At 64.6% G+C, this 26,890-nt stretch carries 26 protein-coding genes; 14 read left to right on the forward strand and 12 right to left on the reverse strand.

Annotated features, from left to right (window positions below; translation table 11 throughout):
- The first annotated feature begins 184 nt into the window (after positions 1-184).
- From U5782_RS15965 to U5782_RS16010, 10 genes are all read left to right on the forward strand, one after another.
- The gene (locus U5782_RS15965; RefSeq protein ID WP_322044816.1) at positions 185-772 is read left to right on the forward strand and encodes a dimethylamine monooxygenase subunit DmmA family protein; all 588 of its coding nucleotides are present in this window, start codon (positions 185-187) and stop codon (positions 770-772) included.
- Entirely contained in the window at positions 769-1,713 is a 945-nt protein-coding gene (locus U5782_RS15970; RefSeq protein WP_322044817.1) for a PDR/VanB family oxidoreductase, read from the forward strand. The genes U5782_RS15965 and U5782_RS15970 overlap by 4 nt, the downstream gene beginning before the upstream one ends.
- A gap of 10 nt (positions 1,714-1,723) precedes the next feature.
- Positions 1,724-2,734: a DUF3445 domain-containing protein gene (locus U5782_RS15975; protein WP_322044818.1), complete on the forward strand. Its 1,011-nt coding sequence runs from the start codon at positions 1,724-1,726 to the stop codon at positions 2,732-2,734.
- A gap of 46 nt (positions 2,735-2,780) precedes the next feature.
- On the forward strand, positions 2,781-3,911 hold the full coding sequence (locus U5782_RS15980) for an aminomethyltransferase family protein (RefSeq protein WP_322044819.1): 1,131 nt from the start codon (positions 2,781-2,783) through the stop codon (positions 3,909-3,911).
- A 68-nt stretch (positions 3,912-3,979) separates the two neighbouring features.
- The gene (purU, locus tag U5782_RS15985) at positions 3,980-4,837 is read left to right on the forward strand and encodes a formyltetrahydrofolate deformylase (protein ID WP_322044820.1); all 858 of its coding nucleotides are present in this window, start codon (positions 3,980-3,982) and stop codon (positions 4,835-4,837) included.
- Positions 4,834-5,736, forward strand: coding sequence for a bifunctional methylenetetrahydrofolate dehydrogenase/methenyltetrahydrofolate cyclohydrolase FolD (locus U5782_RS15990; protein ID WP_322044821.1), 903 nt, complete (start codon positions 4,834-4,836; stop codon positions 5,734-5,736). Before purU ends, U5782_RS15990 begins: the two co-directional genes overlap by 4 nt.
- Positions 5,737-5,742: 6 nt before the next feature.
- Entirely contained in the window at positions 5,743-7,134 is a 1,392-nt protein-coding gene (locus U5782_RS15995) for an NAD(P)/FAD-dependent oxidoreductase (RefSeq protein WP_322044822.1), read from the forward strand.
- A 25-nt stretch (positions 7,135-7,159) separates the two neighbouring features.
- Entirely contained in the window at positions 7,160-9,511 is a 2,352-nt protein-coding gene (locus U5782_RS16000; RefSeq protein WP_322044823.1) for a DUF1989 domain-containing protein, read from the forward strand.
- Between the two features lie 696 nt (positions 9,512-10,207).
- The gene (locus U5782_RS16005) at positions 10,208-10,795 is read left to right on the forward strand and encodes a lysozyme (protein WP_322044824.1); all 588 of its coding nucleotides are present in this window, start codon (positions 10,208-10,210) and stop codon (positions 10,793-10,795) included.
- 31 nt (positions 10,796-10,826) lie between these two features.
- Positions 10,827-11,219, forward strand: coding sequence for a hypothetical protein (locus tag U5782_RS16010; protein WP_322044825.1), 393 nt, complete (start codon positions 10,827-10,829; stop codon positions 11,217-11,219).
- 183 nt (positions 11,220-11,402) lie between these two features.
- On the opposite strand, the gene U5782_RS16015 is transcribed toward U5782_RS16010, so the two are convergent.
- From U5782_RS16015 to U5782_RS16050, 8 genes are all read right to left on the reverse strand, one after another.
- Positions 11,403-11,756 (reverse strand): BON domain-containing protein, encoded by a 354-nt coding sequence (locus tag U5782_RS16015; RefSeq protein WP_322044826.1) that lies wholly within the window; start codon positions 11,754-11,756, stop codon positions 11,403-11,405.
- Between the two features lie 32 nt (positions 11,757-11,788).
- Positions 11,789-12,913: a porin gene (locus tag U5782_RS16020; RefSeq protein ID WP_322044827.1), complete on the reverse strand. Its 1,125-nt coding sequence runs from the start codon at positions 12,911-12,913 to the stop codon at positions 11,789-11,791.
- Positions 12,914-13,028: 115 nt separating this feature from the next.
- Entirely contained in the window at positions 13,029-14,303 is a 1,275-nt protein-coding gene (locus tag U5782_RS16025; RefSeq protein ID WP_322044828.1) for an MFS transporter, read from the reverse strand.
- 48 nt (positions 14,304-14,351) lie between these two features.
- Positions 14,352-14,954 (reverse strand): RBBP9/YdeN family alpha/beta hydrolase, encoded by a 603-nt coding sequence (locus tag U5782_RS16030; RefSeq protein ID WP_322044829.1) that lies wholly within the window; start codon positions 14,952-14,954, stop codon positions 14,352-14,354.
- Positions 14,951-16,009, reverse strand: coding sequence for a 3-keto-5-aminohexanoate cleavage protein (locus U5782_RS16035; RefSeq protein ID WP_322044830.1), 1,059 nt, complete (start codon positions 16,007-16,009; stop codon positions 14,951-14,953). The genes U5782_RS16030 and U5782_RS16035 overlap by 4 nt, the downstream gene beginning before the upstream one ends.
- 57 nt (positions 16,010-16,066) lie before the next feature.
- Positions 16,067-16,915: a TauD/TfdA dioxygenase family protein gene (locus U5782_RS16040; protein WP_322044831.1), complete on the reverse strand. Its 849-nt coding sequence runs from the start codon at positions 16,913-16,915 to the stop codon at positions 16,067-16,069.
- A 9-nt stretch (positions 16,916-16,924) separates the two neighbouring features.
- Positions 16,925-17,905, reverse strand: a complete 981-nt coding sequence (locus tag U5782_RS16045; protein WP_322044832.1) for a quinone oxidoreductase — start codon at positions 17,903-17,905, stop codon at positions 16,925-16,927.
- A gap of 113 nt (positions 17,906-18,018) precedes the next feature.
- Positions 18,019-18,861: a TauD/TfdA dioxygenase family protein gene (locus U5782_RS16050; RefSeq protein WP_322044833.1), complete on the reverse strand. Its 843-nt coding sequence runs from the start codon at positions 18,859-18,861 to the stop codon at positions 18,019-18,021.
- Between the two features lie 277 nt (positions 18,862-19,138).
- Here U5782_RS16050 and U5782_RS16055 point away from each other — a divergent pair, with 277 nt between their 5' ends.
- Entirely contained in the window at positions 19,139-20,179 is a 1,041-nt protein-coding gene (locus U5782_RS16055) for an AraC family transcriptional regulator (RefSeq protein ID WP_322044834.1), read from the forward strand.
- 40 nt (positions 20,180-20,219) lie between these two features.
- On the opposite strand, the gene U5782_RS16060 is transcribed toward U5782_RS16055, so the two are convergent.
- The 3 genes from U5782_RS16060 to U5782_RS16070 form a co-directional block, all read right to left on the reverse strand.
- A complete protein-coding gene (locus tag U5782_RS16060; protein ID WP_322044835.1) occupies positions 20,220-20,549 on the reverse strand; it encodes a Rieske (2Fe-2S) protein in 330 nt (109 codons plus the stop codon).
- The gene (locus U5782_RS16065) at positions 20,546-21,604 is read right to left on the reverse strand and encodes a 3-keto-5-aminohexanoate cleavage protein (RefSeq protein ID WP_322044836.1); all 1,059 of its coding nucleotides are present in this window, start codon (positions 21,602-21,604) and stop codon (positions 20,546-20,548) included. Before U5782_RS16065 ends, U5782_RS16060 begins: the two co-directional genes overlap by 4 nt.
- A 413-nt stretch (positions 21,605-22,017) precedes the next feature.
- Entirely contained in the window at positions 22,018-22,230 is a 213-nt protein-coding gene (locus U5782_RS16070) for a hypothetical protein (RefSeq protein ID WP_322044837.1), read from the reverse strand.
- Between U5782_RS16070 and U5782_RS16075 the strand changes: the two genes are divergently transcribed.
- On the forward strand, positions 22,229-23,512 hold the full coding sequence (locus tag U5782_RS16075; protein WP_322044838.1) for a transglycosylase SLT domain-containing protein: 1,284 nt from the start codon (positions 22,229-22,231) through the stop codon (positions 23,510-23,512). The genes U5782_RS16070 and U5782_RS16075 overlap by 2 nt on opposite strands.
- An 18-nt stretch (positions 23,513-23,530) precedes the next feature.
- Positions 23,531-23,950: a hypothetical protein gene (locus tag U5782_RS16080; RefSeq protein WP_322044839.1), complete on the forward strand. Its 420-nt coding sequence runs from the start codon at positions 23,531-23,533 to the stop codon at positions 23,948-23,950.
- On the opposite strand, the gene U5782_RS16085 is transcribed toward U5782_RS16080, so the two are convergent.
- Positions 23,947-24,357, reverse strand: coding sequence for a VOC family protein (locus U5782_RS16085; RefSeq protein WP_322044840.1), 411 nt, complete (start codon positions 24,355-24,357; stop codon positions 23,947-23,949). The two genes, U5782_RS16080 and U5782_RS16085, sit on opposite strands and share 4 nt — an antisense overlap.
- Before the next feature lie 180 nt (positions 24,358-24,537).
- On the opposite strand from U5782_RS16085, the gene U5782_RS16090 reads away from it, so the two are divergent.
- A complete protein-coding gene (locus U5782_RS16090) occupies positions 24,538-26,883 on the forward strand; it encodes a bifunctional diguanylate cyclase/phosphodiesterase (protein ID WP_322044841.1) in 2,346 nt (781 codons plus the stop codon).
- Positions 26,884-26,890: the final 7 nt, after the last annotated feature.

Genomic DNA, 26,890 nt, shown 5'->3' on the forward strand with positions numbered 1-26,890 from the left:
ACCTCGAAAGGCGTACCTCCTCTTCAGGATTGAGCGCCGATTACTGGCAGGAAACGATGTTGCACAGAAAGAAACGCAATGTCGACGTTGCACCGATGCCGAAGCAAGCGAGTCCATGCCCCGCGATGACGCACGCGCCACGCACCGAAGCCGCCCCTATGCACTGTTTTGAGCCGAGCCGCCCATGACATCTGTTCTTCTCACGCCAGCCCCTGCGCTTCATGCACCGGAGCGCCTCAGCAGCGCGCCACATTACGCGCCGCTTGCACCCTGCGAAAACGCGCAGTTTCATTTGCTCGTCGCGCAGCGTCACACGCTCGATGCCACCACGCCCTTCGTCGCGCGCCTGGCACAACTCGGCGCGCCGTCACGCGTGCTCAGCATGGAGCGCGCAACGCCGCTCGCCATCGACGCGACCTTCTGCACGAGCGAAGACGATCTCGCCACCGAACTCGCGAACACGCTCGCACAGTGCTCGCCTGGCACGCGCCTCTATCTGGCAGGCGACGAAGCGTTCATCTGGCGCATGCAGCGCCTCGCGCGCGCCGCCGGGCTCGATCGCGAGGAGATTGCCGCCACAACGATTGGCGCACAACGCACGGTGTATTGCGTGCATTGCGCTCAAGCGCACGACTACGCCACTGGCGATGAAGTCGCGTGCACAAGCTGCAACGTGCGCCTGGCCGTCCGTGGCCACTTCTCTGAACGTCTGGGCGCCTGGCTCGGCGTCTGCGCCGACGCCGACCATCCCTATGCGGAGGCCCGCGCATGAACACGCTCGAAGTCAAGGTCAGCGCCGCGCGTCTGCTCACGCCGGTCGTGCGCGAACTCACGCTTCACGCCGTAAGCGGTCGTTTGCCCGCATTCTCGTCGGGCAGCCATATTCAACTCGTCATGCCGACGGCCGAGCGCGAAATGCGCAACGCCTACTCGCTCGCCTGCGATCCCGCCGACCCGAGCGCCTGGCGCATCGCCGTACGCAAAGCCGATCCCTCGCGCGGCGGCTCCGCCTTCGTGCACGCCGCCATCGAACCCGGCATGACGTTGCGCGTCACCCGCCCCGCGAATCTGTTTGCGCTGCACGCCACGGCACGGCGGTACGTGTTGATCGCAGGCGGCATCGGCATCACGCCGTTCATCGCGCACATCGCCGAACTCGAACGCCGTCATGCCGATTTCGAATTGCACTACGCGCTGCGCGGCGGCCTCTCCGACGCCTATGCGAGCGAATTGCAGATGCGCCTCGGCGCGCGATTTCACGCTTACGACAGCGCAACGGGCCACGCCACACGACTCGACGTGCAACGCGTTTTGGCCGCGCAACCGGCTGGCGCGCACGTCTATGTGTGCGGCCCGCAATCGCTGATTGAAGCCGTGCGCGAATCCGCGCGCGCACTTGGCTGGCCCGCGCGCCGCGTGCACGCCGAAGCCTTCGCCGCGCCCGCGCCTGGCGCGCCCTTCACCGCCGTGCTCGCGCGCAGCGGCCGCCGCATCGAAGTGCCCTCGGACCGCAGCCTGCTCGAAGCGCTCGAAGCCTCGGGCGTGGCCGTACCGAACCTTTGCCGCGGCGGCGTATGCGGACAGTGCGCGACACGCCATCTGGATGGCGCAGTCGAACATCGCGACCACTTCCTTGGCGCCGACGAGCGCGCGACCCATCTGATGCCCTGCGTCTCGCGCGCTTGCGGCACCACCCTTTCCCTCGACCTGTGAGCCCGACTCCATGAGCGTCCTGATCAAGCCGGCCCAAACCTATCGCGGCGATTTCAGCTTCGCCAACAGCGCGAAGGCCATCGCGCGCTTTCCCTTTCCGTTTCCCGAGGACCGCTATCAATACTCGGTGAACATCGAGCCCGCCACGCCGCGCGAACCAGGCTCTGTGTTCGAACACTGCTTCGATATCGACGAACACTACCGCTCCGAAGTGGCCGAACGTGCGCTCGTGCTCGAAAGCGACCCGCGCCGCGCGATTGTGATGCCGCATATGCAGACGGCCTCATGGGACGCGCTGGAACTCATCATGGAGCACCTGGCCGCCGATTACCCCGACTGCTTCGCGCTCGAACGCGACGGCGCGCGCTGGCACTGGACCAACCACGTGCTGGGCATCGAGCAGGCGTTCCTGTTCGGCGATGAGAGCACGCTGCCCTATGCGCCGCTCGAATACATCGCGCGGCAAACGCAAGGCGACTTCGCGCTGCTCGACCAGCGCGACGACGATCTCTATATGGACGCGGGCGTCATCACCGGCCCGGCCGACTGGTCGCTCGCCTTCGACGCAGGCATGAGCTTCAAGCAATGGCATGCGCCGGTGCCGCTTGCGCATCAGATGGGCGTGTTCGACCGCGCACTCAAGTACCTGCTCGGCATTCAGGCGGGCGCGCCCGTGCGGCGCCTGAACTGGACGCTCACCGTGCACCCGCGCCTCGACACCTCGCCCGAGACGTATCACGAATGGGGCAGCGACCGCGGCACCGTCACGGCGGACAACGCGGGCGAACTCGTGCACCTGCGCGTCGAATTGCAACTGATGTTGCGTCTGCCGCGTAGCCATGCGCTGATGTTCAGCATCCGCACCTATCTGTGCAGCGTCGCCGATCTCTGCACCAACCCGGCATGGGCGCAGCGACTCTATCGCGTGCTGCGCGATCTGCCCGAGCCCATCGCCGATTACAAGGGCATGACACGCTATCGCCCGGCGCTGCTCGAATGGCTGAGCCAGTTCGATCGCTAATCATCGACATCCTTCGCACTCCGTCACACTTTAACTGGAGCAGAACATGGCCAATTCCTGGCGTATCTCCGCGCTCGCCGAGCGCCATCGCGCACTGGGTTCCTCACTCGAAGACTGGAACGGCATGGGCACCGCCTGGACTTATGCCAGCGATCTCGCCGACCATCACGAGGCGATCCGCACGAAGGCGGGCCTCATGGACGTATCCGGCCTGAAGAAAGTGCACTACGTGGGCCCGCACGCGGAAAGCCTGCTGAACTGGGCCACTACGCGCGATATCGGCAAGCTCTATCCGGGCAAGTCCGTGTACGCGACGATGCTCAACGAAGACGGCAAGTTCATCGACGACTGCATCGTCTATCGCACCGGGCCGAATGCGTTCATGGTCGTGCATGGCGCGGGCAACGGCTATGAGCGGCTGGTGGCGTCGGCGCAAGGCAAGCAGGTCGCCGTGCTGTTCGACGACGACCTGCACGACCTCTCGCTGCAAGGCCCCGCCGCCGTGGAGTTTCTTGCCGAGCATGTGCCCGGCATTCGCGATCTGCCTTACTTCCATCATATGCAAACGCGCCTCTTTGGCCGTCCGGTGATGATCTCGCGCACGGGGTATACGGGCGAGCGCGGCTATGAAATCTTCTGCAAGGCCGCCGATGCGCCTCTGATCTGGGACACGATCCTCGCGAAAGGCGCCCCGTTCGGCATCATCCCCTGTGCGTTTACGGCGCTCGACTGGCTGCGTGTGGAAAGCTATCTGCTGTTCTATCCGTACGACAACTCAGAGATGTACGCCTTCGCCAACGAGAAAGCGGGCGACACGCTCTGGGAACTGGGCCTCGACTTCACGGTATCGCCGGGCAAGACAGCCTTTTGCGGCGCGCTCGAGCATGCGCGACTCGCGGGCAAGGAGCGCTTCAAGATCTTTGGCGTGGAGTTCGACGCCGGCAAGGCGGCAATGGCGGGCGACACGCTCTGGCATGCGGGCAAGCAGGTGGGTATCGTGACGTGCGGCATGTACTCGCGACTCACCCAGCGCTCGCTCGCCATCGCGCGACTGGACGTGCAAGCCGCGCAACCCGGCTTCGCGCTGGAGGTGCGCGGCAGCATGGAGACGACGGCGCGCGCCGCACTCCTGCCCTTCGACGATCCCGACAAGAGCAAGCGCCTCGCCGTAGGCTGACGGCATCGATCAGGCCGCTTTTGCACCGGGCGGCCTAATTCAAGCGGATTTACTACGGAGTCCCAATCGTGACCCAGCAATTCATTCTGGCCATCAGCTGCCCGGCCACTTCCGGCATCGTCTCCGCCGTCACGTCGTACCTTGCGACCTCGGGCTGCTATATCAGCGAACTCGCCCAGTTCGACGACGAAGCGAGCGGCACCTTCTTCATGCGCGCCGTGTTCCGTTTCAACGACGCCGCACGCGGCGACATCGAAAAGCTGCGCCGCGATTTCGCGAGCGTCGCCAAGGACTATCGCATGCAGTGGAAGCTTGCGAGCGCAAGCGAACCGATGAAAGTGCTGCTGATGGTCAGCAAGTTCGATCACTGCCTGACCGATCTGCTCTACCGCTACCACAAGGGCGAGCTGCGCATGCGCATCACGGCGATCGTCTCGAATCACCTCGATTTGCGGCCGATGGCCGAGCGCGAAGGCATTCGCTTCATCTATCTGCCCGTCTCCGCCGACACGAAGGCGCAGCAGGAAGCCGAACTGCTGCGTCTGGTCGACGAAACCGGCACCGATCTCGTCGTGCTCGCGCGCTATATGCAGATCCTCTCGAACGACCTCTGCCAGCAGCTCGCGGGCCGTGCGATCAACATCCACCATTCGTTCCTGCCCGGTTTCAAGGGCGCCAAGCCCTATCACCAGGCGTTCGAGCGCGGCGTGAAGCTGATCGGCGCGACGGCCCATTACGTGACCTCGGACCTCGACGAAGGCCCGATCATCGAACAGGAAGTGCAGCGTGTGGATCATGCACTGCGCCCCGACGACCTCGTTGCAATTGGCCGCGATACCGAGACCGTGGCGCTCGCGCGCGCCGTGCGCTATCACACCGAGCATCGCGTGTTTCTGAACCAGAACCGCACGGTGGTATTCCGATGAGCGCGGCACGCACGATCGACGGCCGCGCGGCGGCGCAAACCGTGCTCGACGACGTAGCCCGCGAGGTGGCGGCGCTGGCCGAGGACGGTATCGCGCCGTGCCTCGCGGTCGTGCTGGTCGGCGAAGATCCGGCCAGCGATGTCTATGTGCGCAACAAGGTGCGGCGCGCACACGAGGTGGGCATCCGCTCGATCGAACATCGGCTCGATGCGAGCACGAGCGAAGCGGCGTTGCTCACGCTCATCGCCCGCCTGAACGCCGATCCCGAGGTCCACGGCGTACTCGTGCAACTGCCGTTGCCTGCGCAGATCGACACGGCGGCCGTCATTGCAGCCATCGATCCGCACAAGGACGTGGACGGTTTTCACCGCGAAAACGTGGGCCGTCTCGCGCTCGGCGAGGCCACGTTTGCGCCGTGCACGCCGCAAGGCTGTCTGATCCTGCTCCAGCAAACGATGGGCAACCTTGCCGGCAAGCACGCCGTGGTAGTGGGCCGCTCGAACATCGTCGGCAAGCCGATGGCCGCGCTGCTGCTCAATGCGCATTGCTCGGTGACGGTGCTGCATTCGCGCAGCGAAAACGCACGCGAATTGTGCCGCGCCGCCGATATCGTCGTCGTGGCCGTAGGCCGCGCGGGCTGCGTGGACGCGTCGTGGATCAAGCCCGGCGCGGTGGTGATCGACGTGGGGATCAATCGCGTTGCCGCTGCGGCGCAAGGCGAACCCACGCGACTCGTGGGCGATGTCGATCATGCCAGCGTCGCGCAGGTGGCGTCGGCGCTCACGCCCGTGCCCGGCGGCGTCGGCCCGATGACGATTGCCTGCCTCATGCGCAACACCGTGCTGGCCGCCCGCCGCCAGTCGTCTTCTCTTTCCGTTGAGCTTTCTCTCGCGAGGTAAACCAGCATGAAGCAACGTGTAGCCATCATCGGCGCCGGCCCTTCCGGCATGGCGCAACTGCGCGCATTCCAGTCGGCGCGCGATCAAGGCGTCGACATTCCCGAACTGGTCTGCTTCGAAAAGCAGGCCGACTGGGGCGGCATGTGGAACTACACCTGGCGCACCGGCACCGACGAAAACGGCGAGCCCGTGCACGGCAGCATGTACCGCTATCTCTGGTCGAACGGGCCGAAGGAATGCCTGGAGTTCGCCGATTACACCTTCGAGGAGCACTTCGGCAAGGCGATCGCCTCGTATCCGCCGCGTGAAGTGTTGTGGGACTACATCAAGGGCCGCGTGGAAAAGGCCGGCGTGCGCGACTACATCCGCTTCAATACTGCGGTGCGCGATGTGCGCTTTGACGACGCAACGCAACAGTTCACGCTCACGAGCCACGACCTCGCCAACGATATCGCGCACACCGAGACCTTCGACTACGTGGTCAACGCCTGCGGCCATTTTTCGACGCCGAACGCGCCCACCTTCCCCGGCTTCGAAAGCTTCGGCGGGCGCATCCTGCACGCACACGACTTTCGCGATGCGCTCGAATTCAAGAACAAGGACGTGCTGCTGATCGGCAGCAGCTATTCGGCCGAAGACATTGGTTCGCAATGCTACAAATATGGCGCGCGCAGCATCACGAGTTGCTACCGCAGCGCGCCGATGGGCTATCACTGGCCCGCCACCTGGGAAGAAAAGCCGCTGCTGGAACGCATGACCGGCAATGTCGCGCATTTCGCGGACGGCAGCGTCAAGCATATCGACGCCATCATCCTCTGTACGGGCTACAAGCATCATTTCCCCTTTCTGCCCGATTCGCTGCGCCTGAAGACGAACAACCGGCTCTGGCCGCTCGACCTGTATCAAGGCATTTTCTGGGAGAGCAACCCGCGCCTCATCTATCTGGGCATGCAAGACCTCTGGTACTCGTTCAACATGTTCGATGCGCAGGCGTGGTACGCGCGCGACGTGATGCTCGGCCGCATCGCCTTGCCCGCACGCGAGGCCATGACCGCCGACAACCTCGCCTGGCGCGCGCGCGAGGAAGCGCTCGTCACCAACCAGGACATGTTCGAATTCCAGGGCAGCTATATCGAGCAACTGGTGGCCGCAACCGACTACCCGAGCTTCGATATCGCAGGCGTGAACCGCACCTTCCTCGCGTGGAAGCACGACAAGCACGACGACATCATGGGCTATCGCAACAAGTCGTATCGCTCGCTGATGACGGGTACGCAATCGCCGCCCCATCACACGCCGTGGATCAAGGCGCTCGACGATTCGATGGCCGCGTATCTTGGCGAGCCTGCCCCTTCGTCTACCACGCCCGCCGCACCCGGCGTGAAGCAACCCGCGTAAGCCACAAGCACCGGAGGCCATTGGCATGCTGATCCGCTCACCCATCGTCACGCGGCCCCATGAACCCGCGCTGTTCGCGCGCGCGCCCGAGCGCGAGCGTTATCGCGTCGCAGGCGGCGGCTGCACCGTCGTCGCCTTGCATGCGGGCGATACGCTCGAAGTCGTCGATGTCGAAGGCATGCAGGCGGCCGAATTGGCCGCCTTCGACGCCGCGAACGGTTCGCCGATACCGGGCGCGCTCGGCTTGCAGGTATCGCCGCTAGCGCGCTTTATCGCCGGGCTTTTGAGCCGCGAGACGCCCGACGCGGCGAAAACACGCGCGGCGCTCGCCCGGCGTGGCGTCGACACGTTCAACCAGATGGCCGCTGCGTGCCTGTGGACGCACGACACGCCGCCCGGTCACACACGCCGTCTCATAGCCCAGCAGTCGCTCGTGGTCGTTGTGGCCGCACCGGCTTTAAGCGTATCGGTCGACACGCAGCACGCGCCCACGGATCTGCGCCTGACGATCGAGCGTGCGAACCCGGCGCTCGTGAGCGCGCCGCCGCTGCCCGACCCGCTCGCCGATCCGCTTGCCGACTTCACGATCCACCCCGGCACCGCGCGCGCCTATACCGTGTGCGCGGGTGAATACATCCAGGTGCTCGACGCGGCCGGACGCCAGTGCTCCGACTTCGTCGCCTTCGACCGCGCCGCGCTCGAACGGGGCGTGACGCTCGACCTCGACCCCACCGTTACGCGCACGCTCAACGGCAACGCGTACCCGTTGCCCGGTCTCTACGCGAAGTTCTTCGACCGCAGCATGCAGCCGATGCTCGAAGTCGTGCGCGACACCGTGGGCCGCCACGACACCTTCGCGCTCGCCTGCACCGCGCGCTACTACGAATCGCAGGGCTATTTCGGCCATGCGAACTGTAGCGACAACATGAGCGCGGCGCTGGCGCCCTACGGTGTCGAGGCGCGTCCCGGCTGGCCTGCGATCAACTTCTTTTTCAACACGTCGGTCAACGCGCAGCAGCAGATCGCCGTGGACGAGCCGTGGTCGCGTCCAGGCGACTACGTGCTGCTGCGCGCGCTCACCGACCTCGTGTGCGTGAACACTTCCTGCCCCGACGACATCGACCCGGCCAACGGCTGGCAGCCCACCGATATCCAGATCCGCACCTATGCGGACAAGGAGCGCATTTCCGTGTCCATGGCCACGCGCAGCACCCCGGACGCCGATCCCGTCCTGACCCGCGAAAGCGGCTTTCATCCGCGCACCTCGGCCCTCACGCGGCGCTTTACCGACTATCGCGGCTGGTGGCTCGCGAACACCTACGACAACCGCGGCGCCATCGACGAATACCACGCCTGCCGCGAACGCGTGGCGATGATCGACCTGAGCGCGCTGCGCAAGTTCGAAGTGCTGGGCCCCGATGCCGAAGCGCTGCTCCAGCACTGCCTCACGCGCGACGTGCGCAAGCTGGCCGTGGGCCAGGTCGTGTACTCCGCGATGTGCTATCCGCATGGCGGCATGCTCGACGACGGCACGCTGCTGCGCCTCGGCCCCGATGCGTTCCGCTGGATCTGCGGCGAGGACTATGCGGGCATCTGGTTGCGCGAGCAGGCCGCCGCGCTCGGCATGAAGGTGTGGGTCAAATCGGCGAGCGATCACATCCATAACGTCGCCGTGCAGGGGCCGGCGAGTCGCGAATTGCTGCGCGAGATCGTCTGGTCCCCGGCCACGCAACCGGCGCTCGCGGAACTGGGCTGGTTCCGTCTGCTCACCGGGCGGCTGGGCAGTCACGACGGGCCGCCGCTGATGGTCACGCGCACCGGCTACACGGGCGAACTCGGTTACGAACTCTGGTGCCATCCGCGCGATGCGTGTGCGGTGTGGGATCGCGTGTGGGAGGCGGGGCAACGGTATGGCATCGCGCCGCTGGGTCTGGAGGCGCTCGACATGCTGCGCATCGAGGCCGGACTCGTCTTCGCCGGGCACGAGTTTTCCGATGAGACCGATCCCTTCGAGGCGGGTATCGGCTTCACCGTTCCGCTCAAAACCAAGGCCGACGATTTCATCGGCCGCGAAGCGCTGCTCGAACGCAGCGCGCATCCGCGGCACGTGCTCGTGGGCCTCGACATCGACGGCAACGAGAGCGTGCATCACGGAGACTGCGTGCACGACGGGCGCGCACAGGTGGGCGTGGTGACTAGCGCGGCTCGCTCGCCTTTGCTCGGGCGCACGATCGCGCTGTGTCGTATCGACGTTCGCTATCGCGAGCCCGGCACCCGCGTGCAGATCGGCAAGCTGGACGGCCAGCAAAAGCGCATCGACGCGCGCGTGGGCGCGCCGGTGTTCTACGATCCGCAGAAGGCGCGGGTGCGGGCTTGAGCGCGCATCGCTGACTTCAGCCCGCCGGGCGCAGCACGATCACGAACTCTCTGCGCGCCTCGCCATTCGTGTCGAGCGGCATCGGGTCGGAGCGCTGCACTTGCACGCAGCGCCGCCGTATCCCGCGCGAGATTGCCGCTGAGAGCAGTGTGCCGTTCGGTGCGCACTGCACTTGATGACCGCTTTTCCGTCGAGCAGCGAGCCGCTCCAGAGCACGTTGCGGCGCACGCGCAACTGCACACGCGGCATAGTTCACGACGTCGCCGGCGGTCCGCAGGCGGCTGACAAGTCCATGTCGCCGGTCACGATGGACCAATCGCGGCAGCGCCGCGGTTTGGCGAATGCGATCTCTATAGGCTTCGATGAACTGAGACGGTAGCGCGCCAGGATATCGACGCGTGCTGGATGAGCGAGCTTAAAACACGGGAAACGACGTGGCGGCAGTTTCGCGCGCCCTGCGAAGTCCCACGGTCTCGTTAGAAAGCATTTTGCTTCACAGATCGAACGTATTCATCAAATTCAGTTAAATCTGATACCACCGAAATTCGATTCGCAGTCCACTGGGAAGTTAGCGGCGCAGGTGCGCTGCGCGTGGCCGGCTCCTGTATTGGGCCGGTTCCTTTCGTTGGCTTCAAGGATATAAGGCAATGTCATATCAGCATAAACTCAAAATTATCCCGGATAACGGAGGTTTAAATGCCTGACGCAATTGCAACTTCGGTAACGAACACTACTCCTGATTCCTGCGTTACCGCACAATGTGATCGGTATGGAAAACCGTGGAACCTGTCCGACAATGGGATTTCCTTCATGGCAGTATGCGAGAGCGGAGTCTTGAATGGAACCTACATGGGGATGCCTGTTGTTGATGGAATGATATTAAAAGTCTACGTTGACAGCAAAGGATACCCAACTGTCGGTTTTGGTCATAAGGTTGTTCCATCCGATCACCTTCATGTTGGCCAGGCAATCTCAGTTGAACGCGCGAGAGAGCTTTCAAAGAGAAACAAGACAGAGTGTGAATTCGCAATCAATCGCCGTATAAAGGTTCCTCTTCATCAGTACGAATACGATGCGCTTGTTAGCATCGCTTTCAATGCGGGAATCGGGCAAGGTATCGCGGAGCTTGTCGACAAAGTCAATAGTGGGGAGTATGGAAAAATTCCAGCCTATATCCGGGCATATCGCTCAAATGGAATCGAGTGGCGGCGCAGTCTTGAGGCGCGCCTATTCGCAACTGGAAACTATGACGCCCGCCACGGAAGGGGGATTGATGTGGGTTAAATCACTTAAATTTTGTGCTATGGCAATTTTCATGTTCGGATTCAGCCATGTATATGCAGATGAAAACATCACATACGAAAACTGTATGCAACATCTCGGTGGAGGTGGATTCGGTGATTTCGATTGTTACGAATTGCACATAAAAGGTTTGATCGACGATAACACTAAACTTGCTAACTCGATAAAGTCTACGCGCGGTGTAACGGCAGCGAATAAGCGCACATTGATGGCATACTTGCGGGCGCAAGACGATGCGGCCAGCGCCTGCAATCTTGCGATCAACCTTGAGTATCCAACGGCGAAGGAGCGAGCCAAACGGGACCATATCGAACTGTACGACGTCATGGCGGCACGTTGCCGCTATACGATCCTGAATCAGGAAAACGAATTCTTGCGCGATCTACACTCGATAACGAGCGGTTAGGAAGCACGCACGTATAACCGACTCAATAGCCCCGCTTTGACGGGGCTTCTCATATAGACGAACATGCGAAGAAGTCATACGCTGAGGTGCCGTATCGACGCGCGCTATCGCGAACCCGGCACCCGCGTGCAGATCGGCAAGCTCGACGGCCAGCAACAGCGCATCGATGCGCGCGTGGGCGCGCTACTCGCCCATCGGCCGCTGAACCGACAGCCGGTTGGTGACGGACGTCACCCCCGGCACGGTCTTCGCAACGGCGGCGACCGTGTCGATTTCGTTTGCCGCCTTCACCGAGCCGTCGAGCGTGATCGCGCCATTTCTCGCCACCACGCTGATAGTGCCGGCGTCGATCTCCTTGTGCTGCGCAAGCGCCGCGTACACCTTGCGGCTGAGTGCGCGATTGGCCTTGCGCACGTTCTTCGCGCTCGGTGCCGCAAGCGGCGTGTCGCCCTGCGCCAGTGCCTCGGAAGACACGCCGCCGAACGATACCACGCTCGTGGCCATCATCAAAATAAAAAGGAATCCTTTGTATTTCATTGAAAACTCCACCCTCGGTTTCGCTGCAAGAATCAGAAGGTATGGCGGATGCCGAGCATCGCCGCCGTGGTCGAAATTCCCGGCGCGACAGGACCGCCATAGGTAATAGCCTGGTTCATCGTGCCACGGTTCGCCACGTAGCCCACTTGCGCGTAGCAGAGCGTGCGCTTCGACAGGTTGTATTCGGCGCCGATCGCGTATTCGCTCGAATGGTTCGCCGAGTCGTTGCGGTCGCGCAGATAGTAGAAGCCCGATGTGATGCGGAAGAACGGCGTGAACTGATAGCCAAGACCAGCCGAGACGAGTTGAAAATCAGTATGCCCCGTGTTCGCCGGATTCCTGCCGAGGCCGTACGACGCGGAAACAGACACACCATGAAACGTATATTTCGCGCCGAAGTAATAAAATCGGTTGTTGTCGAGTCCCGTGGACGGCGCAGTGGCAGCGAGATTCGTATCGTGCGCGTTGTAATACACGGCGGCGAGATTGAGGCCGTAGTTCGAGTACTTGAGCACGGCGGACTCGCGCGTGCCGCCCTGAATCTGCCCCGGCACGCCCCCCGGCGCGTATTCGAGCGCAAGCGACGCGCCACGGAATTTCGGCGACTGCCAGACGATGGCATTGCTGTCGTACAGCGCGCCAATCGGCACGTTGGTGTTGGTCCCCGACCAGCCCGCCACCTGATTCATGCCCAGCCACGCGCTCAGGATGCTGCCGAAGTACTGCGCCGAGCGCACATCCGTTTCGGCCATCGCGTAGATCATGGGCGTGAACTGCCGCCCCATGTCGATCGAGCCGAACGGCCCGGACACGCCTACGGTCGTCTGCTGATTGAACACGGCCGTGGCGCCCGTGCTATCCGCGAGACCGAGCTTGCCGCTGCCGCTGTTGAAAACCCCTTGCAGGCGGAAATTGACCTTGTAGCCGCCGCCGAGGTCCTCGCTGCCCTTGATGCCCCAGAAACTCGCGTAGATGCCCGCGTCCTTCAAGGCATAGACGTGGCCGAGATTCTTCGCGTTCGGCGCAAACGAGGCCGCGTACGAACTCTGATAAAACAGGCCTGTATCGATGGCGCCATACAGCGTCACCGAAGATTGCGCGTGCGCTGCGCCCGCCAGGGCCGCACAAGCGGCCACGGCGCTCCACTGCTTTTTCATTGCGTCTCCTCAGATCTCCGACTGCTTGCGAAGGCCGATACGTGCCGGCCCGATATCGTGATGCCCGCGCGATTTTTTATAGGTTTCGCGGGCAGTTCCTGAATCGTGGTGTTATCTAGCGGCTCGAAGCGCGTGCATGGCTGCGCCTGCCCACCGCGAACAGCAGCGCCGAAGCGAGCGCCGCGAAGGGAATCCACTCCAGCGCCGCATGCAGGCCCATGCGATCCGCGAGCAACCCGGTGATGACGGGGCCAGCGGCGAGGCCGAGCAGATTGTTGGCGAGCGCCCAGAGTGCCATCGCGGTGCCGTGAATCGCCGGCGGCGTGAGTTCGGCTACGAGCGCACCCGTGGGACCGCACGCGCCCGAGACGATGAACATGCCGCCGCCGATCAGCACGAGTTGCAGGTCGCCCGGCGGCAGATGGAAGGCCGTCCCGAATGCGAGCAGCGACGCGGCGCAGAAGAGCGCCGCCATCGTCCATCTCCGCAGGGGACGATGACGGCTGATGCGGTCGGTCAGCGCGCCACACACGATCATGCCGAGACCCGACGTGAGCACGAAGAGCGCGGCGATGACGCTCGCGCGGTCGAGCCGCATCCCGTAGCCGCGCACGAGATAGCTCGGCAACCACGCGAACAGCGCGCCGGGCAGAATCAATTGCACGCCGCAGCCCACATAGGCAAAGCTCACGGCCCGGTTGGCGAACAACGCGCGGGCGAGGCCACCCGGCGTGAAGCGCGGCCGCGCGGCGCGCGCGACCTGCGTGTGCCGTGGCGCGATGCGCCGCTCGGTGACAACGAGGCGATAGATCAGGGCGAGCACGAGGCCAAACACCGCCATCGTCGCGAACGACCAGCGCCACCCTAGATGCGCCGCGACGATGCCGCTCAGCGCCATGCCGAGCATCGAGCCGAACGCACCGCCCGCGAGGAACGAGCCCGAGAGCGTCGCGCGCAGATGGGCGGGAAACACGCTGAGCACGACGGCGAGGCCAACGCTGCCATACGCGGCCTCGCCGACGCCGACGAACAGGCGCGCTGCGAACATCTCGCCGTAATTCGCCGAGAGTGCGCAGCCCAGCGTGGCGAGACTCCAGAGCACCGCCATCAGGATCAGGCTACGCACGCGGCCCCAGCGATCGGCGAGTATCGAGAGCGGGAACGTCAGCAGCCCCACCATCAGCGAAACAATGCTGCTGAGCGAGCCCAACTGCGTGTCGGTGAGCTGCCACTGCGCCTTGAGCAGCGGGAAGACGGCATTGAGCACCTGGCGCGACATATAGTCCGCCAGCAGCAGGCCGAAGGTCAGTGCGAACACACACCAGGCAAAGGCCCTCGATACATCGGGCGCGGCCGCGTCGGGCTCGCCCATCGCGATGGTCGCTTGCATTCCCACGTTCGTCTCCTTGTCTATTCGTTATGTGCGCGGCGCGGCGTGTCACGGTGCGCCGGGCCGCGCGAGCACCTCGATCAGGCCCTCGGCGGCCGGCCATTCGCCGTGCCCGCTGGCCGGATTCAGATGCCCCACCTCGCCGAGATCGACGCACTCGCTGCCCCACGCGCTCGCCAGTTCGATCACGCGCGCGTGACGGGCGAGCGGATCGTTGCGGCTCGCCGCGACGATGGCCGCGAACGGCAACGGTTCGCGCGGCACCGGCAGCCAGCCCGCCGCCGCGAGCGCAGGAAGGGCGGGATAGCCTTCGGGCATCGGCGTGTCGAAGTCGGGCGGCGCCGCGAGCAGCGCCCCGCGTAGCGCTTCGCGGGCCGTGCGCGGATAGCGGCGAGCCCAGTGCGCGACCGCGAGGCAACCGGCGCTGTGCGCGACGATGATCGCAGGCCGCGCGCAGGACGCCACCACCGCTTCTATCGCGTCCACGCGCGCGGCGCAATCGAGATCGTCACGGCCCATCGGCGCCACGGCCGCAACCGGGCGGCGCGCGGCGCGCAGCCGCGCTTCGAGCAAGGTCTGCCAGTGCTGCTCGACATGGTCGCGCAGCCCCGGGACGATCACGATGGTCGGATCGACTTTCATGCTCTTCATGCCGCCGACTTCACCAGGCCAAGGTCTGCGCCACCCACGCGGTTCGGCAGATAGCCGTTGGCCGCAAGCGTGGTATCGACATCTTCGTAGAAGGTGCCGATACGGTAGATCGCGCGCGCCTCCTTGCCGCTGGCGATCTCGCGACCCAGTTCGCGCGCCACGCGCACGCACTGCTCGATCTGCTGCACCGAGCTCATGCGCTCGCCGTGCTGGCCGATGATCGTATCTTCGATACCGCAGCGCGGATGCAATCCCATCGACATGGCCATCATGTTGAAGGGCAGCACGTTCTTCAATAGCGACTCGGCGGTCAGCGTGCAGCCCTGGGGGGCGCGATGCACGAAGTTGAAGAAGTTGAACGGGTTCGGGCCGTCGAAGCCACCGCCGATGCCGATCCACGTGAGATTCAGCGGTCCGCGATACGCGCCCTTGCGCACGAGGCGCTCCAGCGTCTCCAGCGCGTGGATGCCGGTGAGCTGGAAGTGCGGCTGGATGCCCGCGTTCTGCAGGCGGCGCAGATGCTCCTCGACCCACGCCGGGCCTGCCGGCACGGTCATCTCCGCATAGGCCGCCTGCAAGGCTGGGTTCGCGAGCGACGTGCCGTGCAGATACGCGGGATACAGCAGCTCCATGATGTTCATCTGCGTGGTGTTGATGGCCACCGTCACCTGGTCGGGGCGCGGGTCGAGTTCGGCCAGCATATGGCGCGTGTCGTCCGAAAGCCATTTGGCGGCCTGGCCATCGTCCTCCGGCGCGAACGAGATCGAGCCGCCCACCTGGATGATCATGTCCGGCACCGCGGCGCGCACGCCCGCGATCAGCTCGTTGAACTTCGACAGACGCTTCGAGCCTTTGCCGTCCAGTTCACGTACGTGCAGATGGAGCACCGTCGCGCCCGCGTTGTAGCAGTCCACGGCCTTCTGCACCTGCTCTTCCATCGTCACCGGAATGTCTTCCGGAAAGTCCTCGGGCATCCACTCGGGGCCATAGGGCGCCACGGTGATGACCACTTTGTCCATGTTTTCGGGGTGCAGCGAATCGTCGAGGAATTGCATGTCTGGCTCCAGTGTCGGTGTTCTTTTGCTGATTGACTATTTACTTTGGCATCCGTATCAATATGGCACGTCGCCGACAATCCCGGCTCGCTCCATCTTGCGGTGACAGGACGGATAGTCCATCACGGCGTAGTGCTGCGTGCTGCGGTTGTCCCAGATCGCCACGCTGCCCGGTTGCCAGCGCCAGCGCACCTGGTATTCGGGCACGTACGCCTGGCTGATCAGGTAGTGCAGCAACTGGCCCGAGCCAGGATTGCCGTCCTGCCCGACGCGCACGCGCGCCGGTGTGTGGTAGTTGACGAAATGCGTCGTGAAGCCGTTGACGAACAGCACCTTCTCGTCGGTCTCGGGGTGCGTGCGCACCACGGGATGTTCCGCATCGGGATATTGGGCCTTCAACGCGAGGCGTTTTTCCAGCGGCATGGCGGCCCCGAAGCTCGCCTGAATGCTGTGGCTCGCGCGCAGGTCCGCGATCTGCGCCTTCACGTGCGCGGGCAGGTTCTCGTAGGCCAGCGCCATGTTGGCCCACATGGTGTCGCCGCCCACGGGCGGGCATTCCACGCAGCGCAGCACCGCGCCCATCGGCGGCGCGGCGCGCCAGGTGGCGTCGGTGTGCCACGCGTTTTCATAGCGGTCGTTGGGCTGCTCCGGCGTCTTGTAGATCTGCACGAGGCCCGGATGATCGGGATGACTGCCCGCCACCGGATGATCCTCCAGCTTGCCGAAGCGCTCCGCGAACGCTACGTGCTCCGCGCGCGAAAGCGTCTGTTGGCGCAGGAACAGCACCTTGTGCTTGAGCAGCGCGGTCTTGATCGCGGCGAACAGGCCGTCGTCGTGCACCGCATCGGCGAGATCGACGCCCACGAGTTCCGCGCCGATGGCGCAGGTCAGTTGCTCGACTTTCATCGCGCCACCTCAGACCGTGAAGACCGAGGAACCGGTCGTGCGGCGCGCCTCGACATCGCGATGCGCCTGCACGGCGTCTTCGAGCGCATAGCGCTGGTTAATCTCGATGCGAATGCGCCCGGCCGCGACGTGGCCGAAGATTTCCTCGGCGAGCGCGGCCTTTTCCGCGGGGTCGGCGATATAGTCGGCCAGCGCGGGACGCGTCACATAGAGTGAGCCTTTCATGGCCAGCATCTGCGGCTCGAAGGCCGGCGCCTTGCCCGAAGCGGTGCCCACGCACACGAGCAGGCCGCGCCGCTTGAGCGAATCGAGCGAGGCCATGAAGGTGTCCTTGCCAACGCTGTCGTACACCACGGAGACGCCCACGCCATCAGTCAGTTCGCGCACGCGTTTGGCGACATCTTCACGCGTATAGAGAATCACGTGATCGCAGCCGTGCGCGCGCGCCACGATGGCTTTTTCTTCGCTCGATACCGTGCCGATCACCTTGAGCCCGAGCAGTTTGGCCCACTGGCAAAGAATCAGGCCGACACCGCCCGCGGCCGCATGCACGAGGATCGTCTCGCCCGCCGCCAGCGGCCAGATGCGGCGCATCAGATAAGCCGAGGTGAGGCCGCGCATCGTCATCGCGGCCGCCGTTTCGCAGGCAATCGCGTCGGGCAGTTTGATGAGCGGCGCGGCCGGAATCAGCCGCTCGGTGCTATAAGCGCCCAGCGTATTGATAAAACCCGTATAGGTCACGCGGTCGCCGGGCACGACGTGCGTCACGCCCGCGCCCACCGCTTCCACGACGCCCGCGGCTTCCACGCCCATGCCCGCCGGCAGCGGCACCGGATAGAGCCCGCTGCGGAAGTAGGTATCGGCGAAATTGAGGCCGACCGCCTCGTGACGCAGCCGCACTTCGCCGGGTCCCGGCGCGCCGACCGACACTTCCTCCCAGCGCATGACATCGGGCGCGCCCGTCTGGTGAAACCGGATTGCATAGGCCATTATTTCGTGTCTCCTGTATGGCGGATGATGGGTATCTCTGTGGAATTTTTTGCGGCGGCGTGGGGCCGCCTGCTCTCTCAGGTCCGCGACTCGCGATGGCTCCAGAAGCCGCCTCAGAAAGGCCGGTCGCCGACGATCGCCGTGCGCTCCATCCTGCGCGGCGCGGGCCAGTAGTCATGCACGGCGTAGTGCTGCGTCGAGCGGTTGTCCCAGATGACGACGCTGCCCGGCGTCCAGCGAAAGCGCACCTGGTACTCGGGAATCCACGCCTGACTGATCAGGTAATTCAGCAACTGGCTCGCGCCAGGCGTCTTGTCGAGTCCGAAGCGCACGTTCTCCGGCGTATGGAAATTGGCGAAGTGCGTGGCGAAGCTATTCACGTAGAGGATTTTTTCGCCCGTCTCCGGATGCGTGCGCACGACCGGATGCTCGACCATCGGGTTATCCGCCGCGAGCTTCGCGCGGGCCTCGGGCGTCATCGCCGCGCCGAACGAATGCTCGATGCTGTGCTTCGCGCGCAGCCCGCCAATGCGCTGCTTGATCTCGTCGGGCAGATGGCGGTACGCGGCGGCCATGTCGATCCAGACGGTGTCGCCGCCCACTTCCGGGCACTCGATACAGCGCAGCACCGCGCCCATTGGCGGACAGGCGCGCCACGAACCATCGGTGTGGTAGCTGTTTTCGTAGTTTTCCTTAACATCGCTGCGGTAGATCTGGACGAGCCCGGGATGATCGGGATCGCTGCCCGCAACCGGATGATCCTCCAGCGCGCCAAAGCGGCGTGCGAAGGCCACATGCTCCGCCCGCGTGATGGCCTGGTCGCGCAGGAACAGGACCTTGTGCTCCAGCAGTAACGCCTTGATCTCGCCGAACAGGCCGGCGTCGCGCGCGGCATCGCCGAGATTCACGCCACCGAGTTCGGCGCCGAGGGTACAAGTCAGTCGTTCGATTCGCATGGCCAGAGTCCTTGATTCGTGGGGCCACATGCGCGGCGCGCCGCCCTTCGCGTTCGTGCCCCGTATGGGATTGCGGCCTGCGCTTGCAGAGCGCGCCGTCATGAGAGGCCATTGTGTGAAGGGCGCGCGCCACACGCTTGACGGTGCACGACAGGACCTGACGCAGGGCGACAAGCGTGGCCGCGCGGCAACTGTTCAGCCGTGTTCATGGTTATTCCGGACAGACGGCTGCGCGCCCCGCCGGTAGCCTCGTCAGATTCAGTCTGTTCCCGACGCCATGCCCCTTCTGGTTCGCACCGCCTCCCTGACCAAGTACTCGCAGATCGCCCGCGGCGTGGGTATCGATCCCCTGCGCACGTTGCGCGAAGCGGGTGTCGATCCGTCCTGCCTGACCATGCCCGATCTGCGCATTCCCGAAGCGAGCCTCGCGCGCGTCTTCGAGGTCTCGGCGCACGAGGGCCACGGCTCGCTGGGCGTGCGCATTGGCGAGGCCTGGCGGATGGCCGATTTCGGCGCGCTGAGTCTTTTTCTGCAGCATCAGGCGACGCTGCGCGACGTGCTCGCGCAGATCGAAAACTACCGGCATTTGCTCAGCGATTCGGTGGCGGTGCATGTCGAGGAAATCGACGACGTGGCGGTCCTGCACGTGCCCTTGCTGACCGGCCGCCCGCACCCCGGCCCTGAAATCGTCGAACTCGCCGTGGGCGCGGTGTTCAGTCTGGTGCGCTCGATGCTCGGCCCTCAATACATGCCGCGTAGCGTGCATTTCACGCATGCGGCGCCGGCCAGCGTTGCCGTGCACCGGCGCTTTTTCGGCCAGCGGGTCGAGTTCGACAGCGAATGCGATGGCATCGTGCTCGCGCGCCACGACCTCGACCGCGCGAATCCGCTCGCCGATGCGCATCTCGCGCACTACGCGCGCGAACTGCTCGATCTGCAACCGCGCTATCAGCAGGAATCGCTCGCCGACAACGTGCGGCGCACGCTGCATATCCTGCTGCCGCGCGGCCAGGGCGCGATCGAGCCCGTGAGCTTGCGGCTAGGCCTCACGCCGCGCACGCTGCAACGGCAACTCGAACAGACCGGCATGCGTTTTTCCACGCTGCTCAACGAGGTGCGCGCCTCGCTCGCGATCCGCTATCTGACGCAGCCGCGCCATTCGGTCTCCGATGTCGCCGAACTGCTCGGCTTTTCGGAGTTGAGTGCGTTCTCGCGCTGGTTCAGCGGCGAGTTCGGCAAGCCGCCGAGCCATTGGCGCAGCGCGCTCGTCGAACCGGCCCTGAATGAAGTGGGCGAGTTGAGCAATCGGGGCCACTGAGCGGGAAACCGGCGGAACAACTGGGCGTCTTTCGTCCGACTTATTCCGCGGCAACGTTCGTCAGGACGAGCTGACCGTCGATCACTTGCGTGGGCAAAAGGCCAAGACACAGGTGTCCCCCGCCCACCGCACGCCCCGTGCGCAAATCGAAACGCAGACCATGCGCGGGGCAGCTCAGCACAGCGCCATCGAGACGCCCGCCCGCCAGCGACGCTCCGTTGTGCGGGCAACTATTTTCAATCGCGCGCCACTGGCCTTCGATGCGAAAAACCACGACGCTGCGCCCCTCGACGAAGACCAGCTTGCGTTGACCTTCGGCGACTTCGCTCACCGCGCAAATCGCCACGCCGGATGGCATCGGCGCGCTCATGCGCTCTTGCGCAGAAAGCCCTGATTGCCGCCGTTGCGATTCGGCGCGAAGCCGTTCGCCAGCAGCGATTCCTCGACGGAGTCGTAGAACACGCCGATACGCGAAATCTCGCGGGCCTGGCCGGCCGTGGCGATATCGCGTCCGAATTCGCGCGCGATGCGCACCAGTTGTTCGATCTGCTTCACCGTGCTCATCTTTTCGGTGCGCGACTGATTCCACAGACAGTCCTCGATCCCGCAGCGCACGTGCAGCCCCATCGCAATCCCCATCATGTTGACGGGCAAGACGTTGCGCACGTTGCTTTCCACCGTGACGACCGCGCCATCGGGAACGGCGCGCATGAAATTGGCGAGGCTGTAGACACTGGGCGTATCCATGCCCCCGGCAATGGCGACCCAGTTCATGACCAGCGGCCCCTTATAGAAGCCGCGACGCATCAGCCGCTCGACCGACTCGAAACTATTGAGGTTGTAGCACTGGAAGGCGCTCTGAATGCCTCTCGCGCTCAGGCGGCGCACATGCTCCTCGACCCAGCCAGGCTGCGCCGGCACCGTCATTTCCTTGTACGCGCCAAAGATCGCGGGGTGTTCGCGCGAGGTGCCCTTGAAGTCGGCATCCTCGGCCTGATCGGTCACGTTCATCTGCGAGGTGTTGACCGTCACCGTGACCTGGTCCGGCGTGGGTTCCAGATCGGCCAGCATGTGACGCGTGTCGTCGGACAGCCATTTGGCGGCCTGCCCTTCGTTTTCCGGTGCGAACGAGATCGAGCCGCCCACCTGAATGATCATCTCGGGCACGGCCCGGCGCACGCCGGCAATCAACGCGTTGAACTGCGAAAGGCGCTTGCTGCCGCGGCCGTCGAGTTCGCGCACATGCAGATGCAGCACGGTCGCGCCCGCGTGGTAGCAATCGACCGCTTTCTGGATCTGCGCTTCCATCGAGACAGGAATGTCGTCGGGAAAATCGCCGGGCAGCCAGCCGGGCGCGTAAGGCGCGGCGGTGATGATCAAGGGCGGCTGGTTCTCGGGAAAAAGATGACCGTCGAGGAAGTTCATGGGGTGTCTCCAGAAGGCGAACAAGCGGTGTGTAATGCGCACCATTGTTCGGCTTCGATGCGCGCGGCGCTTGATCCTCGGTGACACTTACCTGGCGAATCGGGACATCGGCTTGTTCTTCGGTTCTGGATTTGGAAAATTGAAAAACGGTATTTTATATACGCGACATATGAATCTGAATTAATTTAACAAACCCATTGAATCCAGCGTGTCATGGAAAATTTTCCATCATTCAATGCGAGTCGCATACTGCGGACGTTTTTACCGAAGCGCGAATTCCGGCATCAATACCGGTCACGCCAACGCCGCGCCAAACCTGGCTCTGCGCGACCTCAGGCGCACTTCGTCGAGCAAAAATAATTCATTGCCGATATTATTCGTTCACGCATCTATCGCCATCCGGCGAATTCAAATTAAAATACCGAACCGCGCTCAATATCGCCGCGCGAGAAGAACAACAGCAGCATAAAATACCTGCCAGCGGCAAACCGGCAAAAATGACGAAAGCCAGGTTTGTCGCCGGATGAGCAGCGTAAATTAAAACCACCACGACCGGGGTATGTCACCGACAAGAAAAACGATCGCCGTTGCACGGCGAAATATCGCGTATAGACCAGACCAATCATGCAGTACCCGACCACGCCCTTGCCACGCCCCGCCCCTGCTTTTGTCCCGGCGCAGTCGTTCGCGCTCGCCGCGCTGCTGACTGCCGCGCCCGGTCTCGCACTCGCCGATTGCATCGACGATGCGGCCGCGTTCCAGCACGTCAACGTGAGCCTCATGCGCGCCATCGCGCAGGTGGAGTCCGGCACCCAGACCAACGTCGTCAACCGCAACAGCAACGGCACGGTCGATATCGGCCTCATGCAGATCAACAGTTCGTGGCTGCCGCGCCTCGCCCAGGTCGGCATCACCGAACAGAGCCTCTACGATCCCTGCACGAACGCCTACGTCGCGGCCTGGATTCTCGCGGAGAACATCCGCCAGTTCGGCCCGACATGGAACGCGATTGGCGCGTACAACGCCGCGGCGCCCGACAAGCGGCTCGCCTACGCGCAAAAGGTCTACGCCACCGCGCAATCCATCACCAGTTCGCCGAACTCGCCCATGCCCATCCTCCCGCCCTCCTATACGCCGCCAGCGGGCGGCTACAACCCGTTTTCGAATCTCGAGGTCACGCAGGTGCGGATGAACGCCCCACGCGCCGGCCAGGCGACGCCGGCTGCGTTGCCCGCCTCGCAGGCCAGCGCGCAGGGTGTGGCGCCGGGCGCCTACAGCTTCGGCTGGACCGTGAGCGGCGCCGATGACGTGAAGCCCGTGCAGGTGTTCGACGACGGCGCGAAGGTGTACGTGCAGTTCAGCGACATGAAGCGCCCGCCCGCGATCTTCGCGGATACGCCGCGCGGCCGGGTGCTGTTGCGCTGGGAGGCGCAGCCGCCCTATGCCGTGATTGCGTCGGTCGAGCGCACCCTGATTTTCCAGATCGGCACCGCCGAGGCGCGCGCGCAAAAGAGCGCGGATGCCGACAACAGCCGCCCACTGCCCAACGACGCCAAAGGCGCCAAAGGCACGAAGAGCGCGGTGGCGTCGGACGCCAGCGCTGCGCCCAAAGCGGATAAGGCAGCCAGCACGCGAGGCGCATCGACGCCCTCGGTAGACGCGCTCTGGTATCTCTCCACGCCGCGCCAGGCTGCTCAGGTGCAGGCTCAGGTGCAGGCTCAGGTGCAGACTCAGGTTCAGACTCAGGCGCAGACGCAGACACAGGCGCAGACGCAAGTGCAAGCGCCCGCTCAGCCGCCCGCCACCTACCACGTGGCGCAGCCGCCCACCGCCAGCCCGCCGGCAGCGGCCAAACCGCAGGCGACGGGCAACACGGGGACCGGCGCCCTGTGGTACGTCACGAAATGACATCGACCGAACCGCACCATGTACGGCAAGAAACCCCTCAGTAAGTCGATGTTGTTGCCCGGGTCCCCCGCATCGGTTCAGGATCGCGTGCTGCGCATTCACCTCGCGCTCGCGGCGCTGCTGGCCGGCAAGGGCAACGGCCACCAGCTGGCCGTGCTGATCGAAACCGCCTATCTCACCTGGTTCTTATGCGATGCGGGTGTCTGTCACGCCGATCAAACCGACTTTAAGGATATCGAACGAATGATCGGCCACACGGCGCACGATACCGATCTCGATCTCTATGCGCTGCGCGAAGAGGACAAGGCGCTCGCTGCGTGGCTGCTCGATCTGCACGAGCGGCAATTGAAACGCGCGCCGGTCTTTACGGTGGTGAAGGCGCAGGAGCGTCTGGCCCATTTCGCGCGCAGCGGCCGCGACGCGCCCTGGGAGCGTTAGGAGGCGTCGGTTGCGTCGGTGGCGTGGCAGACGGCTTCGACGCGATTGCCCGCCGGGTCGATCAGGAACGCGGCGTAGTAGTCCGCGTGGTAGTGCGGCCGCAGCCCCGGTTCGCCATCGGAGCGCCCGCCCGCGGCGAGGCCCGCGTGATGGAACGCATCGACGTGAGCGCGCGTCGGCGCCTTGAAACACCAATGACGTTTGTTGTCACCGATTGCGTGCGCATCGAGATACACGGCGAGGCAAGTCGATATCGTGTCCTGTGCGTTGCATCGCTCGCCGTAACCGAGCGCGGTGGGCCGGTCGTAGACCTTGCGCGCGTCAAGGGCTGACATGATGGCGTCATAAAACGGACGGGCCGCGTCGAGGTCGGGCACGCCAATCGATACATGGTCGAGTAGTTGCATCGCAAGGGCTCTCGTTGAAATCGAGCCCATTCTATACGGCTGTTACTGCCTGTCCGCTACGCGCGCCCCGCGTGCAGAGCCCTCATCCACCCAGGGCTTTTGGCGCGCATATCCGCAAAGCACCCCCGACGGCTATACTGGGCGCCTCCTTTCGTCCGACAAATCGCCGGAGTGCGAGTCATGCGGTCATCCTTCTTCTCTTCCCCGCTTCGTGGGGTCGAACGAAATCGTTTTCACGCGCGCTCGCTCCAGCATCAGCGCCCGCTTTCGTTCGTCACCATGACGCTTTCGATCGGCGCTTACGCGCTGTTCGCAGCGGCACGCGCGCAGCTCGTGGCCGCGCCCTTCCCGTTGTGGGCCACGGTGTTCGCCGGCATCGGTCTCGTGCTGCTGGTGTGCGCGATTCCGCGCACACGCTCCACGGCGGAATTCGGCCTGATCGGCGCGGCCTACGTGATCATCTTGCAGTTCGCTGCGAACGCGCTCGTGCGCGGCACCGACGATCCGCTCGTCTGGATGACACCGGCCGTTGTGGCGATCACGCTCTGCGCCGCGCCGCTCTGGCTCACGCCGCGTCATTTCGCGGTGGGCAGCGTGCTTTACTTTGCGTCGACGCTGCCCTTCGTTTTCAGCTTGCCGCATGACACCGCCCATCTCGCGATCTTCGGCGTGTGGGTCGCCATCGCACTCACGACGGCCGTTGTGTTTCATTTCGGCTTTTATCATTTCCGCTATCGCCAGTTCCAGCTCGAAGAAGCGCTGACGACGCTCGCCGCCACCGATGCGCTCACGGGCGTCATGAACCGCCGCGCGTTTCTCGATGAAGCCGCGCGTTTTGTGCAAACGCGCCGCTCGGCAAACCGTCCCGTCGCCCTGTTGTTCATCGACATCGACCAGTTCAAGTCGATCAACGAGCAGTTCGGCCACGGCGCGGGCGACAAGGCGCTCCAGAACGTGGCCGATGCGATCGTCCAGCACGCACCCGAGGGCGCGCTGATCGCGCGCATGGGCGGCGAGGAGTTCGTCGTGCTGGTCGAGGAGCCAGCGCCCACGCCCATCGCGGGTCTCGCCCACTCGCTGCGCCATGCGATCGCGCAGATCACGCGGCCCGACGGCTACGTGACCGTGAGCATCGGCGTGGCGCGCCTGAGCGCGGGCGACAATCTCGCGGCACTGCTCGAACGCGCGGACGAGGCGCTGTTCCGCGCCAAGCAGGCCGGCCGCGACCAGGTGGCGTTCGAGCGCGGCGACTCGCTCGTGACGGTGCGCAACACGGCGGCCAATGACGCCGTCCAGCCCGCGCGTGCGCCGCAAGCGCTGCCGCGCCTGCCATGGCGCGGCGTCACGCTGGTCTCGCATTTCCAGCCGCTCTGGAGCCTGCCGCGCGAAAAGCTGATCGGCGTGGAAGCCCTGCTGCGCGGCGAGGACGAGCACGGCGCGATCGTGCCGCCGGTCGTGCTGTTCGGCGGCCTGAGCGCCGCGCAGCTGCGCGAGCTGGACGTGCTGGCGCATCGCTGCCATCTGCAAAGCGCAGCGGGTCGACTCCCCGAAGGCGCGCGGCTCTTTCTCAACATCCTGCCGTCGACCTTCATCCAGGATGGCTATGAAGCCGAACTGGCACGCATGGTCGACGAAGCGGGTCTCGCGCCCGGCGATATCGTGCTGGAGTTGCTCGAATCCGACGATGCGGGCCCGGACGCGCTGTCGCTCGCCGCGCATCGCTATCGCGACCGGGGCTTCCTGATCGCCGTGGACGACTTCGGCGCGCGCTATTCGAATCTCGACCGCCTGCTGCGCATCCAGCCCGACCTCGTCAAGCTCGACGGCGAGCTGATCCGCTCGCGCAATCGCCGCTCGGGCCGTCCCTTGCTGCGCGATCTGGTCACGCTGCTGCACCAGGCGGATATCGTCGTGGTGGTCGAGGGCGTCGAGACGACCGAGGAACTGGTGCTGGCCGTCGAGGCCAAGGTCGATATTGCCCAGGGCTTCCTGCTGGGACGCCCCAACGCCTCGCTCACGCCCGCCAACAGTACGCCCACGCGCATCGACCACGCTTTCGACATCGCCGCCGAAGCGCGCGCGGTGCGCATGCGCCGCTTCGACAGCACGATCCGCCCGTGGCTCACCGAACTCGCCGAGGCCAGCCGCCGCTTGCAGGCCGGCGTGCCGTATGCCGAATCGCTTGCCGGGCTGCTGGCCGGGCCGCAGTGCGTGCGCGCCTTCGCGCTCGGCCCGGCGGGCCGCCCCACCTTGTTTGAAGCGCGCGGGGCCGCATGCACCGAGCCGCCGCTGAGCCTGCACAACGGCAGCGACGCGGCGGGCGGCCGCTGGGATCATCGCGCGTTCTTCTGGCGCGCCACGCGCTACAACGGCCAGGCGATCTACTCCGGGCCGATGCTCTCGCCGCTAACGAGCTGCCTGTGCGTGATCGCCTCGATTGCGATCGAGGTGGACAAGCAGCCGGTGCTGCTCGCCGTCGAACTGGACTGGGCCGCGCCGGATCTGCCGTGGCCGGAGGCGGCCTGATCCATTA

This window comes from Paraburkholderia sp. J67, from assembly GCF_905220265.1.
Lineage (GTDB): Bacteria > Pseudomonadota > Gammaproteobacteria > Burkholderiales > Burkholderiaceae > Paraburkholderia.

Coding starts and splice junctions, on each gene's coding strand:
- U5782_RS15965 (WP_322044816.1), top strand. CDS start 185: ATGACATCTGTTCTTCTCACGCCAGCCCCTGCGCTTCATGCACCGGAG.
- U5782_RS16090 (WP_322044841.1), top strand. CDS start 24,538: ATGCGGTCATCCTTCTTCTCTTCCCCGCTTCGTGGGGTCGAACGAAAT.
- U5782_RS16005 (WP_322044824.1), top strand. CDS start 10,208: ATGCCTGACGCAATTGCAACTTCGGTAACGAACACTACTCCTGATTCC.
- U5782_RS16010 (WP_322044825.1), top strand. CDS start 10,827: ATGTTCGGATTCAGCCATGTATATGCAGATGAAAACATCACATACGAA.
- U5782_RS15990 (WP_322044821.1), top strand. CDS start 4,834: ATGAGCGCGGCACGCACGATCGACGGCCGCGCGGCGGCGCAAACCGTG.
- U5782_RS16065 (WP_322044836.1), bottom strand. CDS start 21,604: ATGAACTTCCTCGACGGTCATCTTTTTCCCGAGAACCAGCCGCCCTTG.
- U5782_RS16050 (WP_322044833.1), bottom strand. CDS start 18,861: ATGCGAATCGAACGACTGACTTGTACCCTCGGCGCCGAACTCGGTGGC.
- U5782_RS16000 (WP_322044823.1), top strand. CDS start 7,160: ATGCTGATCCGCTCACCCATCGTCACGCGGCCCCATGAACCCGCGCTG.
- U5782_RS16055 (WP_322044834.1), top strand. CDS start 19,139: ATGCCCCTTCTGGTTCGCACCGCCTCCCTGACCAAGTACTCGCAGATC.
- U5782_RS16020 (WP_322044827.1), bottom strand. CDS start 12,913: ATGAAAAAGCAGTGGAGCGCCGTGGCCGCTTGTGCGGCCCTGGCGGGC.
- U5782_RS16060 (WP_322044835.1), bottom strand. CDS start 20,549: ATGAGCGCGCCGATGCCATCCGGCGTGGCGATTTGCGCGGTGAGCGAA.
- U5782_RS16045 (WP_322044832.1), bottom strand. CDS start 17,905: ATGGCCTATGCAATCCGGTTTCACCAGACGGGCGCGCCCGATGTCATG.
- U5782_RS16015 (WP_322044826.1), bottom strand. CDS start 11,756: ATGAAATACAAAGGATTCCTTTTTATTTTGATGATGGCCACGAGCGTG.
- U5782_RS16025 (WP_322044828.1), bottom strand. CDS start 14,303: ATGCAAGCGACCATCGCGATGGGCGAGCCCGACGCGGCCGCGCCCGAT.
- U5782_RS15980 (WP_322044819.1), top strand. CDS start 2,781: ATGGCCAATTCCTGGCGTATCTCCGCGCTCGCCGAGCGCCATCGCGCA.
- U5782_RS16080 (WP_322044839.1), top strand. CDS start 23,531: ATGTACGGCAAGAAACCCCTCAGTAAGTCGATGTTGTTGCCCGGGTCC.
- U5782_RS16030 (WP_322044829.1), bottom strand. CDS start 14,954: ATGAAGAGCATGAAAGTCGATCCGACCATCGTGATCGTCCCGGGGCTG.
- U5782_RS16035 (WP_322044830.1), bottom strand. CDS start 16,009: ATGCAATTCCTCGACGATTCGCTGCACCCCGAAAACATGGACAAAGTG.
- U5782_RS16040 (WP_322044831.1), bottom strand. CDS start 16,915: ATGAAAGTCGAGCAACTGACCTGCGCCATCGGCGCGGAACTCGTGGGC.
- U5782_RS15995 (WP_322044822.1), top strand. CDS start 5,743: ATGAAGCAACGTGTAGCCATCATCGGCGCCGGCCCTTCCGGCATGGCG.
- U5782_RS16070 (WP_322044837.1), bottom strand. CDS start 22,230: ATGATTGGTCTGGTCTATACGCGATATTTCGCCGTGCAACGGCGATCG.
- U5782_RS15975 (WP_322044818.1), top strand. CDS start 1,724: ATGAGCGTCCTGATCAAGCCGGCCCAAACCTATCGCGGCGATTTCAGC.
- U5782_RS16085 (WP_322044840.1), bottom strand. CDS start 24,357: ATGCAACTACTCGACCATGTATCGATTGGCGTGCCCGACCTCGACGCG.
- U5782_RS15970 (WP_322044817.1), top strand. CDS start 769: ATGAACACGCTCGAAGTCAAGGTCAGCGCCGCGCGTCTGCTCACGCCG.
- U5782_RS16075 (WP_322044838.1), top strand. CDS start 22,229: ATGCAGTACCCGACCACGCCCTTGCCACGCCCCGCCCCTGCTTTTGTC.